This window comes from Shewanella sp. Isolate8, assembly GCF_022398495.1.
GTDB lineage: Bacteria > Pseudomonadota > Gammaproteobacteria > Enterobacterales > Shewanellaceae > Shewanella > Shewanella aquimarina.
The window spans coordinates 49740-64929 of sequence record NZ_JAKEVI010000004.1; the positions used below are offsets into that span (position 1 = coordinate 49740).

General features: G+C 40.5%; 15 protein-coding genes. 5 read left to right on the forward strand and 10 right to left on the reverse strand.

Annotated features, from left to right (window positions below; all coding sequences use genetic code 11):
- Positions 1–32 precede the first annotated feature (32 nt).
- Positions 33–1265, forward strand: coding sequence for a site-specific integrase (locus L1D43_RS16525; RefSeq protein WP_239853323.1), 1233 nt, complete (start codon positions 33–35; stop codon positions 1263–1265).
- A 68-nt stretch (positions 1266–1333) separates the two neighbouring features.
- Here L1D43_RS16525 and L1D43_RS16530 read toward each other — a convergent pair whose 3' ends face one another.
- The 9 genes from L1D43_RS16530 to L1D43_RS16570 form a co-directional block, all read right to left on the reverse strand.
- Positions 1334–2167 (reverse strand): ATP F0F1 synthase synthase, encoded by an 834-nt coding sequence (locus tag L1D43_RS16530; RefSeq protein WP_239853325.1) that lies wholly within the window; start codon positions 2165–2167, stop codon positions 1334–1336.
- 3 nt (positions 2168–2170) lie between these two features.
- On the reverse strand, positions 2171–2716 hold the full coding sequence (locus L1D43_RS16535) for a hypothetical protein (RefSeq protein ID WP_239853326.1): 546 nt from the start codon (positions 2714–2716) through the stop codon (positions 2171–2173).
- Complete coding sequence (locus tag L1D43_RS16540) at positions 2716–3996, reverse strand: restriction endonuclease subunit S (RefSeq protein ID WP_239853328.1); 1281 nt, start codon at positions 3994–3996, stop codon at positions 2716–2718. The genes L1D43_RS16535 and L1D43_RS16540 overlap by 1 nt, the downstream gene beginning before the upstream one ends.
- Positions 3989–5617: a class I SAM-dependent DNA methyltransferase gene (locus tag L1D43_RS16545; protein WP_239853329.1), complete on the reverse strand. Its 1629-nt coding sequence runs from the start codon at positions 5615–5617 to the stop codon at positions 3989–3991. Before L1D43_RS16545 ends, L1D43_RS16540 begins: the two co-directional genes overlap by 8 nt.
- The gene (locus L1D43_RS16550) at positions 5611–8790 is read right to left on the reverse strand and encodes a type I restriction endonuclease (protein WP_239853331.1); all 3180 of its coding nucleotides are present in this window, start codon (positions 8788–8790) and stop codon (positions 5611–5613) included. Before L1D43_RS16550 ends, L1D43_RS16545 begins: the two co-directional genes overlap by 7 nt.
- A gap of 10 nt (positions 8791–8800) precedes the next feature.
- Positions 8801–9730, reverse strand: coding sequence for a restriction endonuclease (locus tag L1D43_RS16555; protein WP_239853332.1), 930 nt, complete (start codon positions 9728–9730; stop codon positions 8801–8803).
- Positions 9727–10221, reverse strand: a complete 495-nt coding sequence (locus L1D43_RS16560) for a PIN domain-containing protein (protein WP_239853333.1) — start codon at positions 10219–10221, stop codon at positions 9727–9729. Before L1D43_RS16560 ends, L1D43_RS16555 begins: the two co-directional genes overlap by 4 nt.
- Complete coding sequence (locus L1D43_RS16565; RefSeq protein ID WP_239853335.1) at positions 10199–11275, reverse strand: XRE family transcriptional regulator; 1077 nt, start codon at positions 11273–11275, stop codon at positions 10199–10201. The genes L1D43_RS16560 and L1D43_RS16565 overlap by 23 nt, the downstream gene beginning before the upstream one ends.
- An 86-nt stretch (positions 11276–11361) precedes the next feature.
- Positions 11362–11544 carry an AlpA family phage regulatory protein gene (locus L1D43_RS16570; RefSeq protein ID WP_239853336.1) on the reverse strand — a complete coding sequence of 61 codons (183 nt, stop codon included), beginning with the start codon at positions 11542–11544 and terminating at the stop codon, positions 11362–11364.
- Positions 11545–11689: 145 nt separating this feature from the next.
- On the opposite strand from L1D43_RS16570, the gene radC reads away from it, so the two are divergent.
- From radC to L1D43_RS16590, 4 genes are all read left to right on the forward strand, one after another.
- Complete coding sequence (gene radC / locus L1D43_RS16575; protein WP_239853338.1) at positions 11690–12166, forward strand: DNA repair protein RadC; 477 nt, start codon at positions 11690–11692, stop codon at positions 12164–12166.
- 167 nt (positions 12167–12333) lie between these two features.
- A complete protein-coding gene (locus L1D43_RS16580; protein ID WP_239853339.1) occupies positions 12334–12747 on the forward strand; it encodes a DUF2787 domain-containing protein in 414 nt (137 codons plus the stop codon).
- Between the two features lie 121 nt (positions 12748–12868).
- Complete coding sequence (locus tag L1D43_RS16585; protein ID WP_220069847.1) at positions 12869–13429, forward strand: tyrosine-type recombinase/integrase; 561 nt, start codon at positions 12869–12871, stop codon at positions 13427–13429.
- Between the two features lie 35 nt (positions 13430–13464).
- Positions 13465–13644: an AlpA family phage regulatory protein gene (locus L1D43_RS16590; RefSeq protein ID WP_345773718.1), complete on the forward strand. Its 180-nt coding sequence runs from the start codon at positions 13465–13467 to the stop codon at positions 13642–13644.
- Between the two features lie 211 nt (positions 13645–13855).
- On the opposite strand, the gene L1D43_RS16595 is transcribed toward L1D43_RS16590, so the two are convergent.
- The gene (locus tag L1D43_RS16595; RefSeq protein WP_220069845.1) at positions 13856–14530 is read right to left on the reverse strand and encodes an inovirus Gp2 family protein; all 675 of its coding nucleotides are present in this window, start codon (positions 14528–14530) and stop codon (positions 13856–13858) included.
- Between the last annotated feature and the right edge of the window lie 660 nt (positions 14531–15190).

The window sequence follows — 15190 nt, forward strand, 5'->3', positions numbered from 1 at the left end:
TTACCCAGATCATACATGGTTAGAGGTGGGTTATGGGTAAGTTGAATGCTAATAAAGTAAAAGCGCTCATAAAGGCTGGTGGCGATAAAACACAACGCCACGCTGATGGTGAAGGCTTGTACCTTGTGGTTCCGGCATCAGGTACCGCGAGCTGGATGCTGCGCTTTACCTCCAATAAAAAGCGCCGTGAAATGACGCTTGGTAAGGTTAAAGATCTCACCTTATCAGATGCCCGCCTAGAAGCCGCTACCAAAATGAAGCAAGTCCGTGAAGGCTTTGATCCCCTCTTGCAGCGCAAACGTGCCGAACAAGAGAGCATCAAAACCGTTAACGACTTATTTGAAGATTGGTACCCGTCTTTAGTTAAACGTCTAAAGCACCCGAATATCCCCAAACGTATTTACACTAAAGATATCTCCCCACATATCGGTGAAATACCACTCGATAAAATTACGGCCCGAGATATTCGCACAGCAATCACAGCGATTAATGATTCAGGTCGCCCGACCATCGCCAATGACGCTCTAGGTCATTGTAAGCAGCTTTTTAATCACGGGATGAAGTTGGACCTTCTGCAAGGCAATCCGGCTTCTGCTTTTACTGTGAGAGACGCTGGCGGCATAGAGCAAAGCAAAGACCGCGCATTAAGCGAAGAAGAGTTAACATTGTTTTTCCGTATTGCGAGAGAGAACAGCACTAGCTTCAGCCGTGACAACTATCTGGCCTGTGCATTATTGGTTTGTTTAGGGGTGCGTAAATCTGAATTGTGTGAAGCTAAATGGGAAGAGTTTGAGCTAGAGAAAGGCTTATGGCACTTACCAAAGGAACGTAGCAAAACCAATGTAGGCTTTACTATCCCTTTAGCACCAGAAGTATTGAAATGGCTTGAGGAGTTGAAAGTAAGAGGGTTTAAATCTGACTATGTGTTTCCAAGTCGTAGAGCAAGCAAGAGCCCTCACATGGGCGCTGACACGCTTAATAGAGCCATTACCAAGCTCTTTGGCCATGAAGCAGGAAAGAAGAAGCAACCACCTAATTTAATGGGTGACATGCTGCATTTTACCGTACATGACCTACGCCGTACTTGTCGAACGTTACTAGCAAAACAAGGCACTCCCGGCCATGTAGCCGAGAGATGCTTGAATCACAAGTTGAAGGGTGTTGAAGGTATTTATGATCAGTACGACTATCTGGAAGAGCGAAGAGAAGCTTTAGTTACGTTAGCAATTACAATGCACAAGCTCATTAAATCGCTACATTGGTGACATGAAAGGAGGATAAACTCGCCTCATCCTTGCACAAAAGCATGACAGACCTTAAAGGTAATAAATAATTAATCCATTGCTTGTACAGAGTTAGCCAAACGTTTTTCATGCCCTAGAGGTGTAGTGTAAAAACGCTGTTCAATACCGTAGAGCAGGTATTTCAACTCATCGTCAGAGTTGATTTGAAACTTACTGTTTTCTTTATCAAAGGTTAGCTTTTGCTCACAGTAACTATGAATATAGGAGTACATTTGGTCTCGCTCTTCAACTGGTAGCGCCGCAAGTGTATCCATTGCTAGTGCGATGCGTTTACGGTTTGGTTTTGATACCTTTGACGTATCATAGCCATCGGCAAGCTCAATAAAATCCTCTTCTAAGAAAGCTTCAACTTCTTCTCTCGTTGCTTCCTTATAGAGTTCATCGATGCCTTTAAAGATACTGGATATCGTCGCTAGACTCTTAAATACCAATCTGTCTTGCGCTTTAAAGTAGACAGCATCAGCAACTTGATTAACAACCAAACGTTTTTCAGTGTTTTCAAGCTCTGCAGTTTCACCAAATGCAATCATCTTCTTAGTAACAAAAAGGGAAGGCGTTATCTTTTGAAAGTAAAAGTTATCACCCTGAATCGCGTAAAGCTGAGAAATATCCTTGAACTTAGCTTTTGGAAGATCATCATAATTTTTTGAATCAAAATCTTTTTTTAAAATTTCAAGACAGTATGGCTGCTGACTAAAGTGATCAATTTTAAACCACGAATCTTCGTCCAAATTATGGTCGGGAGCATAATCAACACAAGCACCATCAGCCACTTCCAATTCATCGAACAGTGTTACTTCTGACAGCAGTTTAAATACATTCTTTTTACTATGGCCTTTAACTTTAGCAAGAACTGAATCCACGAATCATCCTCGTTCAATAAATGTATAATTATTAATACGGTAAGCTCTATCTATAATGATATCACTAGGCGTTTTGTACCGCTCGCGGCTTATCAGGAAGATTGCTGCGCCGTTTTTCGTTTTGATGTTATAGAACTCAAATCCAAACAATAAAAATAGAGGGTTGAAATAGAGTGCTTGCGAAAGAAAGGTAAACACAAACAATACACCATAAACGAAAACCAAGGTTTCCCAGTTCCCGACACTTAATGCAACAAAAAAGTAGCCTAAATAGCTGGGTAGAAAACTGTTATTTGCATGCTCAATCTCTACGACCTGACCTGCTTTGAACTCATCTTTACCAAGGTATCGGCTAAGATAAATACTCAAACCACTTAACGCTATTGGTACTGAGAGATATAGAATGTATGACATTGCGCTCGGCAATGTGGCTAAGTAGGCACACTGTTCAAAAAAGTAACTTAGAGTGTAGCTCTTTTGCACAACAAAAATTATCAACAACAAAGATGTTGCAGTAACTGTAAGAAGTAGCCGATACACAATATTCATCATTGCACTTTAACTTGACCGTTAACTAGCATTGGTAGAAGCCAGTCTCGAAGCTCAATAAGTTTCTTACTTTCTTGTTGTCTAATTTCAATCATTTTATAAATTAACGCTATCTTTTGATTGAACAAGTCAATCGTTGAAGAGTTTGGAATAACCAACTTAAACCCCTTAACTAAAGAAGCATTTAAATTGTTTATGTTTGTGCCAAGGCATTCATTTTTAATGCTTTGTTGAAGAAAGTTTGATTGAGTATAACCAAAAAGAAAATACCGGTAGTCTTGTTTAGCTACAAGTTTTGCGCAAAACGCTCCAAAAGCCACTTGTTCTTCAAAATAGTAAAGACCGTTCTTACCAATGTGATCGATACTACCACTTGACATAGTAATCAGAATGTCAAGTTTATTTAGAAACTGCTTCTTATCAACCAATCCCTTGTCTACATATACCATATCGTCAGTATCTATTTGGTTACCAGTTATATTGGTAGCTCTCAAAATTGGAACTGCATCGCCATCACAAGAACTTGTGATATCATCTTTATTGTATGTGACACCTCTAACTAGATCAGCGATACTGGAAATTGTACCTATCTCCCAGCCTTTAGGAATTGCACGCTTCAAAATGTCGTTATAAACCATCTTCCCACCAGATGTCTTATATGGATTACCATTATCATCGGGGAAATCAAATTGTACAAACCAGTAGTCGTATAGCATTTTCGCCGATGACTCCAGTTCAGTATTGATGCGTTTATTCAGTTCAATTTTCTGGTTAATCGCGTAGAGTAAATCACCAATTTTTACTTGTTCATCGAACTCTGGAAGTAAAAGATCAAGATATGAAAAGATATCTTCATTTAAGCTTGCTCTCAAAGTCATAACAGCGTTGTTAGTCATAGTTTTTCTAAACAACGAGCTTCTTAAGTAAAAAGCCATAAACTTAGGGTAACTAACGTTGACCTGAGTAGGGCGTAAGCGTTTAAGGAAGCCACTATACGTCGCACTAGGATAATCTTTAATAGCCACTGAGCTCATAGCGAGTTCATCGACAACTTCACTCGTCCTAGTTAAGAAAATGTCCCCTTCTTTTATAGAATACGATTCTTGCTGCTTTTCCGACGCATCCATAAGTTCTGTTAGTTCATCTGGAACAAAGTAGTTATTAAAAACTGCTGAAAAAGACAAAAATGGAGTGCCATGCCCAGCTTGTTCTTTTGTAGAAGAAATGCCCGAAGACATAGTATATAAGTCACTAAACTTATACTTTCTTAGTTTACTCATATCTCAAACCCTTCAAACCCTTCTTAATCTGGGCTTCTAAAAGATCTGATTGGGAGAAAAGGACTTCCAAGCTTGAAGAATAGCTTGTCATCTTTTCTTTAAACTCTTCCTCAGTGATATCTGTATATTCGACTTTTACGTCAAAATACTGACCAGCACTCAGAGAGTAATTCTTAGCTGCAATATCTTCGTAGCTCACAACTACAGACAAATCATCTACGCTCTTTGAATTATTGAAAGCATCAATAATTTGTTTTTCCTCAGAACTACTTAAAACCGTTTTTTGGTTTTTACCCTCTTTGATTTTCGTACCTAAACTAGAAGCATCAACTAAAACAACGTCTCCTTTGTTACTGGCGTCAATAAACAAAATAGAAACATTAGTTCCTGTTGTAGCAAAAATATTCGATGGCATTGATACAACACCGGCCAGCATTTTATTGTCAATCAAGTGCTTTCGGATTTTCAAATCTATCGACTTAGCAGTAATAAAGCCAGTAGGCACAACGACTGCTGCTTTCCCATTTGCTTTCAAAGAGTGGATTATGTGTTGCAAGAACAATTGATAGATTGCCATCTTATCTTTCGCTTTTGCTGGTACTTTTGGCACTCCAGCAAAGAAACGTTTTTGATGCTCTTTACCGCTGAGTTCTTCATGGATTTCACTGAAATCAAGCTTAAACGGAGGGTTAGAAACAATGTAATCAAACTGCTTTAGGCTAGCCCCTTCTTTATGGTGAGGGTGACGCATAGTATCACCTTCAATTACATTAGGGATTGAGTGCACAAGGTTATTCAAAATTAAATTAAGTCGTAGTAAATTCGATGACTTCTTAGAAATATCTTGAGTAAAGATAGAACAGCGACTTTCACCAATAGCATGCGCAACGTTCATTAGAAGAGTACCAGAGCCCGCTGAAGGGTCATAACAACTTACGTTGCTGACTTTCCCTTGCTGCTCTTCTGGCACAAGAATATTTGCCATGATACGAGCGACAGCATGGGGTGTATAATACTCCGCGTATTTACCGCCTGAATTACTATTGTAGTCTTTGATAAGGTATTCAAAGATCACGGCATAGAAGTCGTATTTTTGAATAAAAATACGTTCAAAGCTAAACTCAGCAATGCTATTAATGATTGCGCGGCAGAAATCATCGCGTTTGTTAACTGTCACGTACTCACTGATTGGCTCAAACAGAGCAACTTTTTCACCCGAATCTGTCATTACGGAAAAAGTATCACTGTTGAGCATTGAGATATCACGCAATGTATCATCGAACAACTTAGCAAAATCGGCTTCGTTTTGTTTTGCAAACAACGTTGAAATAAAGTGCTCTTGCTTTAGCTCTGCCGCATCAGCTGGCAACTGCATCGCCAGCATTTCTCGCTCATCATCGCTCAGTGCGACAAAAGCTTGTTCCCAGTTGTCACTACTTGCCAGTTTTGGTTCAATTTGCTTGGTCTCATAAGTGAACTTATCGTTCAGCAACTTATACAAGAATACCTGAGTAATGATCTTGAATTCGCTAGCATCATTACCTAAACCATTCCGCGCACATGTCGATTTTAAATCATCAATTAGTTGCTTTGTTTTACTTTGAAAATCTTGTTCTACCACGGTGTTCTACCATTAAATTCGTTTAAGTACTCACGTACTACCAGAGCATTGATATGCTTAGCTGCTAAAGGAGTTAAATTAATTTTTTGTTCCATTTTGAACTGCTTTATGGTGTTCGGCATCACTGTACGCTCAAAATAGCTCTCATTATTTAATAATTGCTGATTATTCAATACCTGCTCATCGGTTAGTTGCTTTATCGCCGTTAACGCTTCGAAAATGCGACGTTCAACTAAGTTCTCAGTACTCTCAAACAACTTACTATGCTGACTTTCTCCACGCTTACCTTCAAGAAGCCGCTTGTGAGTTCTAGCGTACTTTTCATCCCCTAAGTACTTAGACTTAAGGCGGCTATTTTCAAGATTAAGCACCTTTACTTTCTCATGAATGTTTCGCAGAGCCCCAATGTTTTTGTCCATTTCTTCTTGGCTCACCTCACTCAAATTCTTGGTTTTGAATAAGCGCTCTAACTCTTCTTTTAAAGCAATAAACTTGGGGTCAGCTTGATCTATATTACCCGCTAGCGCTTCACGGGTTTTGCGTAATGTGTTTTTGAGCTCATCCGCTAATTTGAGCTCACTTTCTCCGACTTTAGTGAACATAAACACAACATCTTCTAACGCCGCGTTCAGTAAGTTAGTTGTATCAGCACGGTTCTCTAATTGTTCTTTTAGATTTAAGTTACTCAGATGGTCATTTGTATATCGGTACAATAGGTTAAGCTTTGCAAAATCTAGCTCTTTAAGATGCTCAGCATCTCCTTGAAGGCGGATGAGATTATACAGATCTTTGGCACTCTCTAAGGCTTTTTTTAAGACGAGTATCTGCTTGCGATCTGCGATTTGGCTAATCTGCTGTTGGAACAGCTCTGCATTCTCAGTATCAAATTGAAATAAAACATCTTTTATGTGATCTATTTCTTCATGTATTTCTTCATGACTTTTGAACAGGTTTGAATAACTGTCCATCTCGTCGCCAAGCTCACTTTTTAGTTCATCAAAATAGGCTTTATTAGTCGCATCAAATTCAGCGCTAATGTCTGCAAAGTCGACGACGTAACCATAACGGAACTCTTTGTAGGTACGATTCACTCGAGTCAATGCTTGAAGTAGATTATGCTTTCTGATAACTCGCCCAAAATACAGCTTTTTCAATCTCTTAGAATCAAACCCCGTAAGCAGCATGTCGTAAACAAATACAAAATCTATTTCGCCTGCTTTATATCGCTCGACCCAGTCGTCACGCTCTTTCTTATTGCCAAAATCATGTAAAATCAAAGCTGCTGAATGTACCTGGTTATCTCGCTTTAGCTCTTCTCTGTTGCTGATTTTTGACTCATAAAAAGCACCTGCTTGCGATGCAACCTCCTCTATTGTCTTTGAGGTTACAGGTAGAATCGGCTTAGTGGCGTAAGTAGCATTAAACTGCTTGAACAACTCTTTGGCTTGATCAGAACTATCACAAATAACCATGCCACCAATACTATTGTCCCCCCAGGAAGAGCGGCTTTTCTCGAAATCTTCTACTATGTATTTGAGCATTGGTTTTACAAACTTCGGATGAGCATAAGCTTGCTTTTTATCGATACTGCCCTGCTGTACCTCGACTTCCTGTAGGGCTTGGCGCATTGCCATTACATAGTTGCTAGCAATTTCTTCTCTAATCAAACGTAATGTATAGCCATCTGCAATTGATGCGTTGTAGTAGTACTTATGGATGTAGTTACCAAAAATCTGTTTGGAGCTAAATGCTTTTGACTCTTTCGTAGGATCCTTATCTTTTTGTTCTAGCAATAACGGAGTGCCTGTAAGACCAATCTTAATTGCATTGGGATCTGATTGAGTTAGGTTGGCTAAAAAACTACCTTTAGGATTGTAACTGCGATGTACTTCGTCCAAAAAGTAAACGCGTTGGATACTGATGTCATAATCGACCGTTCGCATAACACTGGGGTCATCTTCAAACTTATGAATATTGACAACAGTGATCTCTGGCTTCCCTGAATCGTTATGAATAACTTTGGTTGCTTTGATACTTTTCGCAAACTCTTCTTTAGAGTTAACCATATGCACCATCAAACCGCGACTCGTAAATTCTCTACGTGCCTGATTAAGCAAATCAATCCGGTCTACAATGAAGTAAAACTTAGGAATAATGTTTTGCTTTTGATAGTAATCGGTCAAGTATCTTACATTGTAATAAGCGAGTGCTGTTTTACCGCTTCCTTGAGTGTGCCAGATAATACCTTTCTTAACACCTTCACTTAACTTACTTTCAATCGCTTTAGTCGCAAATAATTGCGGATAGCGCATCACATGTTTTTGTAAACCGTCACTCTCTTTGACGTAAGCGAGAGCATAACGCAACATGAATGCAAGACGTTCAGGATTAAGTAAGGATGTACAGATCCTATTTGTCGGCGCATTGTGGTCTTTATTGGTAATAAACTCCGGACTATGCTTGATAACGGTATAGTTATTGTCTTTTAAAACAACGTTCTCTGTTTCATCTTCTAACGGCTTGAGCAGCTTAGTAAGGTTAAGGACTTCTTCTTCTCGGAAGTAGTTGAAGATGGGCTTTGTATAAGAAGAGCTTGCATAAAACGCCCCCTGGATTGGTTCTGGGCTTCCATCATCGTATTCCATGTTATTTGAAAATAGCATGAACTGAGTGATGTTGACGAAGCGCCTAAATCTAGGATTTTGAAAACGAGTGTTAATACGATTTCGTTCAGCTAAAACACCATCTTTGTTGTTGGGTTTTTTAACTTCAATAAAGACTAGAGGCATACCGTTAACAAGTAGAATGATGTCTGGTCGAAACTCTTCATCACCATTCTTGTAAGTCAGTTCTGTCACTACATGAAGACTGTTCTTTGAAAAGTCATCGAAGTCGATTAATTTTGTCCCAGAGCGACTCGCTAACTTGTCATAAAAAGCTCGACCTAAATCTTCATTATCTAAACTTAACTTTAGCTCATCTAAATAACGTTCAATGTCCTCAGCCTTCATTTCAGGGTTAATTCGACTTATGGACTCCATGAAGATATCAGGGAAAATATTAGTGTCTGTACACCAGGTTGCCTGCTTTAAAGATAGGTACTTATATCCAAGGCGTGTTAGGTGGAGAATGGTCGGTATCTTTACCCGTGTATCTTCATTTTGTTTGATCATAGCGTCCCTATTAATTCTCAAAAAATTCTTCGTCTAATTTCTTTAAATACAAAACATCTTCATCCCGACTGCCAATGTTGTAGCGGAGCATCAATGTGGCTAACTCTTTGCCATTAATCAGTACGATGCGCATACCTAAATCTTTAGCGGTTTGAACAGCGGAAGGCGTGAAATCAGAGGTAGTGATGAAGATACCTTTCTGTGCTTTCTTGAGGTTAAGTGCGCCAAAGAAGTCGCGAATATTGCCAGAGCTGATGTTGGCTCCTTCTGCATAACGTTTCGCTTGAATGTATACCTGGTCAACACCCAATGGATCTTGGTTGATGACGCCATCAACACCGTTGTCACCACTTTTACCCAAGGTGTGAGCCATACCCTCATTGCTTCCGCCATAACCCATTGCCAATAGCAGATCGATAAGCAGTTGCTCAAAGAAAGCTGGAGATACTTTGCGTGTTCGAGACAAGATATCTGAGGCTAATGCATCATTAATCTGCTTATAAGCGGCTCTTAGCACTTCATCAGGAGTGGTTTCATCCACTGAATCTTCAATTACTTCAGTAGAGGCTGTTTGCGAACTTGGGGAATCATTCTTTTGTTCTTTGAACGCAACAAATTCATCAAACTGCTTTAAGTACTGATTATTGATCACTGCATCTTTATCTTGCAGCGCTTGAATGCCTCTATCTGTAATAATGAAGTGTGCTCGCTTAGTCGCTTCAAGCAAACCTGCTTTAGTGAGGTATGTGCGAGCCCAGCCAATACGGTTGTCTAGAATGGTTTGTTTACCACTAGGCAGTCGCTCTTCTCGCTCTTCTTCTGAGAGGTTAAACCGTACCGCCAACTGATTAATAACATCCCGTAGTTTGACTTCTTTTCCTTTGGCTGTCTTTGCAACTTCAAGGAATGGACGCATAAACTCTTGGTAATTGGGGATCATCCATTGTCCTTTTGCTTTTCTAACTCTTGCTCTGCGATAACCCACGGTAAACGCCTGCCATTTGCTTTCATCTGGTTATATGCATCTTTTGCTTGTTCGATATTGATTTTCTGATGAACCACCAACTGCGTAACGAGCCAAATGGTGCCTTTGACAATAGCGGCTTCTTTCTCTGCTGCTTTTCTAAGCGCCATATCTCCCGTTAGCAAAGGACACTGTTCTTGCTTAGCTAAAGCAAGGGCAAAACAATCGTTTCTACTTGCCTGGGTATAGGTACCAGTTAACTGCATGGCATACATCATTGATTCTGAAGAGACTTCTTTTAACGCCAGCCCTAAATCGGGTAAGTGTGCATGTTCTTCTTCCAGTTCTTCAAAAAACAGAATATCTGGTGTTGCGAAGTCAAAGGGTAATTGAAACATGGCTTCCAACAAGCCGCCTTCTTCCATGTCAATGAGGATATTGGCATCACTGATGAGAAGCTGCTGCACTCAGCACCTCCAGCTTGCGCTCTTTATGGAAGCTGGATAGTGACATGCCAAGCAATTCAGCCGCTTTGGATTCTCCAATGTATTCTTCTCCTAGTGCACGATATACCAGCTGCTTGAGCAGATAAGTTGTTTCTTGCGGGTAGGCTTTACCTGGCTCTGCAGTTCGCCAGCCGTTTTTACTAAAGAACATGAAAATGCTGCGCTGAGTAGCTTGCGTGATAATCTCGCACTGCCCTGCACGATAAAGTGCTGCTAGCATGCTTATGCCATACTCATGCTTGAGCATGAATAATTCGCGTGGTTCAATATGGCGACGTTTTTCACCTAAGTGCTCAATAAGCGTCTGAGCAGGTAAAAGAAATGCCCCCGCAAAAGCGTTACAAGCCTTCTCTTCATCAATATCTTCAGCTAAACGCCCATGCACTACCAAATGACCTAGCTCGTGAGCTAGGGTGAAACGCTGGCGGTCTCCACTTTGAGCAGTAGAGATAACCACTACTGGGGTATTACCAATCTTGCCAGCTAATCCATCGAACTTTTTATCCGTTTCCACATCCGTGGTAATAATCATCACCCCTTTGGCTTCAAGGGTATCGATCATATCGTGGATCGGGTTTAGGCCGAGGTCCCATGCCTGACGCATTTGAATCGCCAAATCTTCGACCTGCCCTAGGCTGGTGATTTGCTCTGGTAGCTCATCGGGCAGAGAAAACTCAGGTATTGGTTTTACTGAGTCAGGGTAGAGTTCTAAAAGCTCTTGCCAACGTTCAGCCTGATCTAGAACATCACCATTGATTCGGTCTAACACCTTCTTTGGTGTGCTAGCACGCTTGCGATATTCAACACCTTCTAACTTCACCTTAGTCGGTCGAAAGAAGTACTCAGTACGAACCTCTAGCGCTTTCGCAAGCTTAAGCAGGTTTGAAGAAGAGGGCATAGTTGTGCCATGTTCGTATTTCTTAATGGCGTTAGCGGACAGGCCAACTTCACTAGCCAATGCACTCATTGATAGCCCGGCAGCCTTGCGGGCTCGTTCTAGGCGTTCTGCAAACATGGTATCCTCTCAAGCAACGGCTTGGTTTATAAAAATGATTAAACTTTGAATAATATAAACCAAACTACCGTCATTTGCTATCTAATTTACAGTTCCTCACTCTCAATTTTGCTCATCATCCAATCGTCAATCTCACTTTCTAACCAGGCTTTACGCTTGCCCATCACAGTAACGTTTTTAGGGAAATCGCCTGCTTTGATTAAGAGATAGATACTGCTGCGGCACAATGTTGTTTTGTCCATAACTTGCTGTAGTTTTAAAAATCTCATTGTGAATTCCTCATGTTTGATTCACAACATGAGTTGAGCTTGTAAAAATTTACGGTTGTCATCACCTAGATAAATACGAAGCCAATAAATTTCAGATATATATCACTACTGTGCATAAGCAAATAACTGATTAAAGGAGGCTTATATGCACAACAGATTTACCAATCAAACAACGTCACATTGGCCCACGACAGCCCTTCAAGTGCTTGAGAGTGCTGCGAGTATCATTGCAGAAAAACTGAACCATCAGGATGTGTTCACTAACCCCCAAAGCACAAAGGACTTCCTTACTTACAAGTTGGGTGGTTATGAGCGAGAAGTATTTGGGGTGATGATGCTCAACAGTCAACATCAGCTCATAGAGTTTCGTGAATTATTCTTTGGCACCATTGACGCTGCCAGTGTTTACCCAAGAGAAGTAGTGAAAGCCGTACTTGAAGTAAATGCCGCTGCTGTGATCTTTTCTCACAATCACCCTTCCGGTGTATCTGAACCATCTCAAGCAGATAAGCTCATCACTAAGAAGCTCACCGAAGCCTTAGGGTTAATTGACGTGCGTGTCTTAGACCACATAATTGTGGGTAAATCCCCAGTGTCACTGGCGGAAAGAGGTCTAATCTAACTGTTTCAGCATTCAGTATTTTCTATTTCGAAAGCTTCAGGTTAATAGCATTCGAAGCCTATCAATTTCGATGTAACTCAAAACAACTCAACCACCAGCAGCAAGAGATTAGGAGCGTGTGCTCCTAATCTCTTGCTGTTGCGCGTTTATTCAGTAAGGACGTTTATATGACAATTTCAATTGATACCAATCAAAGACCCGCTATGCCGGCCCCTTTCTATCAGTTACTAACACAAGAGTTAATTCACACTAATCCAAAGGACGCAAATGCCATCACCTTGTACTTTAGAGATCCTGACTACTCACCTCAGCGAGGTGGATTTCATCCTGTTGAAGTGAGGCTTGAGAAACAAGTTGATCACTGGCGATTAGTTTACGTGACTGATTTCGCTTTTCATGGGCATGACTCCCCAGAGCTAATCAAGGATATCGATATCTGCTTTAACAGTAAGCAGGTCTATAGCTCGATTGGCGGATGGATAAGCCATGATGAAGGAGCAGAGCTGATTGAACTATTTAGTGACAACTTCACCAGCTATCACCATATGAATGTTTATCAGGTGCAAATTGCACTGGGATAACACCATTTAAATCCCAAGTTCCCATATTGGTAAAACGGGAACAAGCAAACCCTTACCTCATGGGCCTTTGCGAAACCAAAGTGCCCAAAACATCGATATAGCAGAAAAAAGGAACTTGCCCATGCCAGAGGTTCAAGCAGTTAAAGATCATGATACGGTTAAACTCATTAGCTTCTTGCTTGAGAAACAGTTTAGCCAACAACTTGCTGATGTGTGGAATATCGGCCTAAACCTAGCGTTACGCATCTCTGACCTACTTTCAATTAAGTTTGATGATATCCAAGACGACAGGTTAATCATCCGTGAGTCCAAAACCGGTAAACTCGCTAACATTAAACTCAACTCGACAACCCTTGAGCGTATAGCACGTATTCGCCAAGAACATCCTAACCATATCTATCTTTTTCAATCCTACCGTAATCAACGATCTAAGACCGTGAAGCCTGCACCGCTTTCTCGGCGTTACGTTTGTAGAGCACTAGCGATGGTAGGTGAAGAAATAAAACTAGCCCTAGGTACACACTCCATGAGAAAGACCAGGGGCTATCATCTCTACCAAAACACTAAAGATATCGGTCGTGTAATGAAGATGCTTAGGCACAGCTCTGAGGGCGTTACATTGCGATACATCGGCATTGAGCAGGATGATGTCGACCAAGACTTTCAGGAGCTTGAATTATGAATACTCTACAACCAACATCTAAGCACTTTCAGCTGATGAAGATACGACAAGTCATGAAGGTGACTTGCTTGGCTCGCTCAACCGTATACAAGTACTGTGCAGACAACAACTTTCCCAAACCGATTCAACTTGGCAAAAGAAATGCTGCCTGGGTAGAGAGTGAAATAAAAGAGTGGATTGAGCAGAAGATGCTTCAACGAGCACAGCCTCGTTGATCATCCATACTAAGAAGTGGGGTTACCTCCATTTCTTTTTTGGTCATATATCGCCCGTTCACTCATTGACCTCTAGCTATTTTATTTGGTGATGAATATTGGTTTTATCAGAAGTAATACAACAAGACTAATGAACCTGGAACCTTTAAAATGCTAGTTAGTACCCTAAAGGCCTTCAGGTATATATTATCTTCTAAAAACGATTTTCAGCTTATTTGCGACTACAGCCAAATGAATGAGTACGATCACCATAATGCTTGGTATCGACTTTAGCCAAGTAGCTAAGCCTGTTGAATACAGATTGATAATCCTGATGGAAAGTAACAGCATTGATATCTAAAGTGTAATACGGTGTATCTTTCGGGAAGTGAACAAGTGGTGCGGCTTGAAATGCTTCTCTACGTAGCGCGCTAGCCCAGGCCTTAGTGATTTTAGTACTGAGATTATTACCAAGCTGATTATAATCCCCTAGATTAAAGTACCTATCCCGATTAAAGAATAATGCTACATGATAATGATCCTGTAGAGCATCATTCCTTTCTTTGACCCATACGTACCTGACAGTACATGGATGCACCCGAATACCTTGCTGCATCTTCCTCAGTAAGTCTGCTTCGACTTGAGCTTTAAGCGAAGCCATAAAACGTGAGATAACGTTAGTATCGAATTCCATTGGATAATCAACACAATCAGGTCTTGCTGGTAAATGTAGATCAACTCGAACCACAAAGGTTCTTCTATGATCTTCTAGTGAGTATCCAATAACACGTTGAATAGAGCACAAGTGGTTCTCGATTAACTGATAGTTATGATTAACGGCTACGCCATTAAACACACTACCATTAAGTAAAACTAAGTTCTTGTTATCACAATGTCTTAAAGCCATTCTTACTCTCCTATGATTAAGTTCATAAGAGATGTCTAATTACTATTTTTTTATCGTGTTCTCATGTTACCTAAAGCCATCACCCTTAAAGTGATGGCTAGTTATTCCACACTACTAGCATTGTCATTAGTCTTCGACATGACAATGAAAAGCTAAGTAGTATTAACAAACCGACATACTGACCTTGAGAAAATGCAGCCTGGTAGATAGTTAAAAATCGACTTAGCCGAGATACCTTAGAGCATGTCGGTTAATAGTTACTCTGGAAATGTATTCATAAAATAAACCGTTACACTACCTAGAAATTAAATTTAGCTTTATAGAATGTTGGCAACTAAACCAATTATAGAAAACCCCATCAATAGTATCGTTAGGGTCGATAGCACTGTAGCGTTTATTGAAGTTAGCCAAGCTAGTCCGAGACTTCAAAGGGGTGCGTTCTGAAACCAACGAGGCTTAGACGCAATGTCCTCTTCCCCCGAGTCCTGACAGAGCTCTTCGGTAAACGAATAGGTGAGCATTATTTCTTGTCAATCTGGTTTAGCCTCTCCCAGATAGGGGAATTACCGCTGGGCCCATACTAAATGGGGCTAAAGCCCTTACTTTACTGTAACTAGATGGCTAATTATTACTATAAAAACACTTGAAAACCCGCTAACA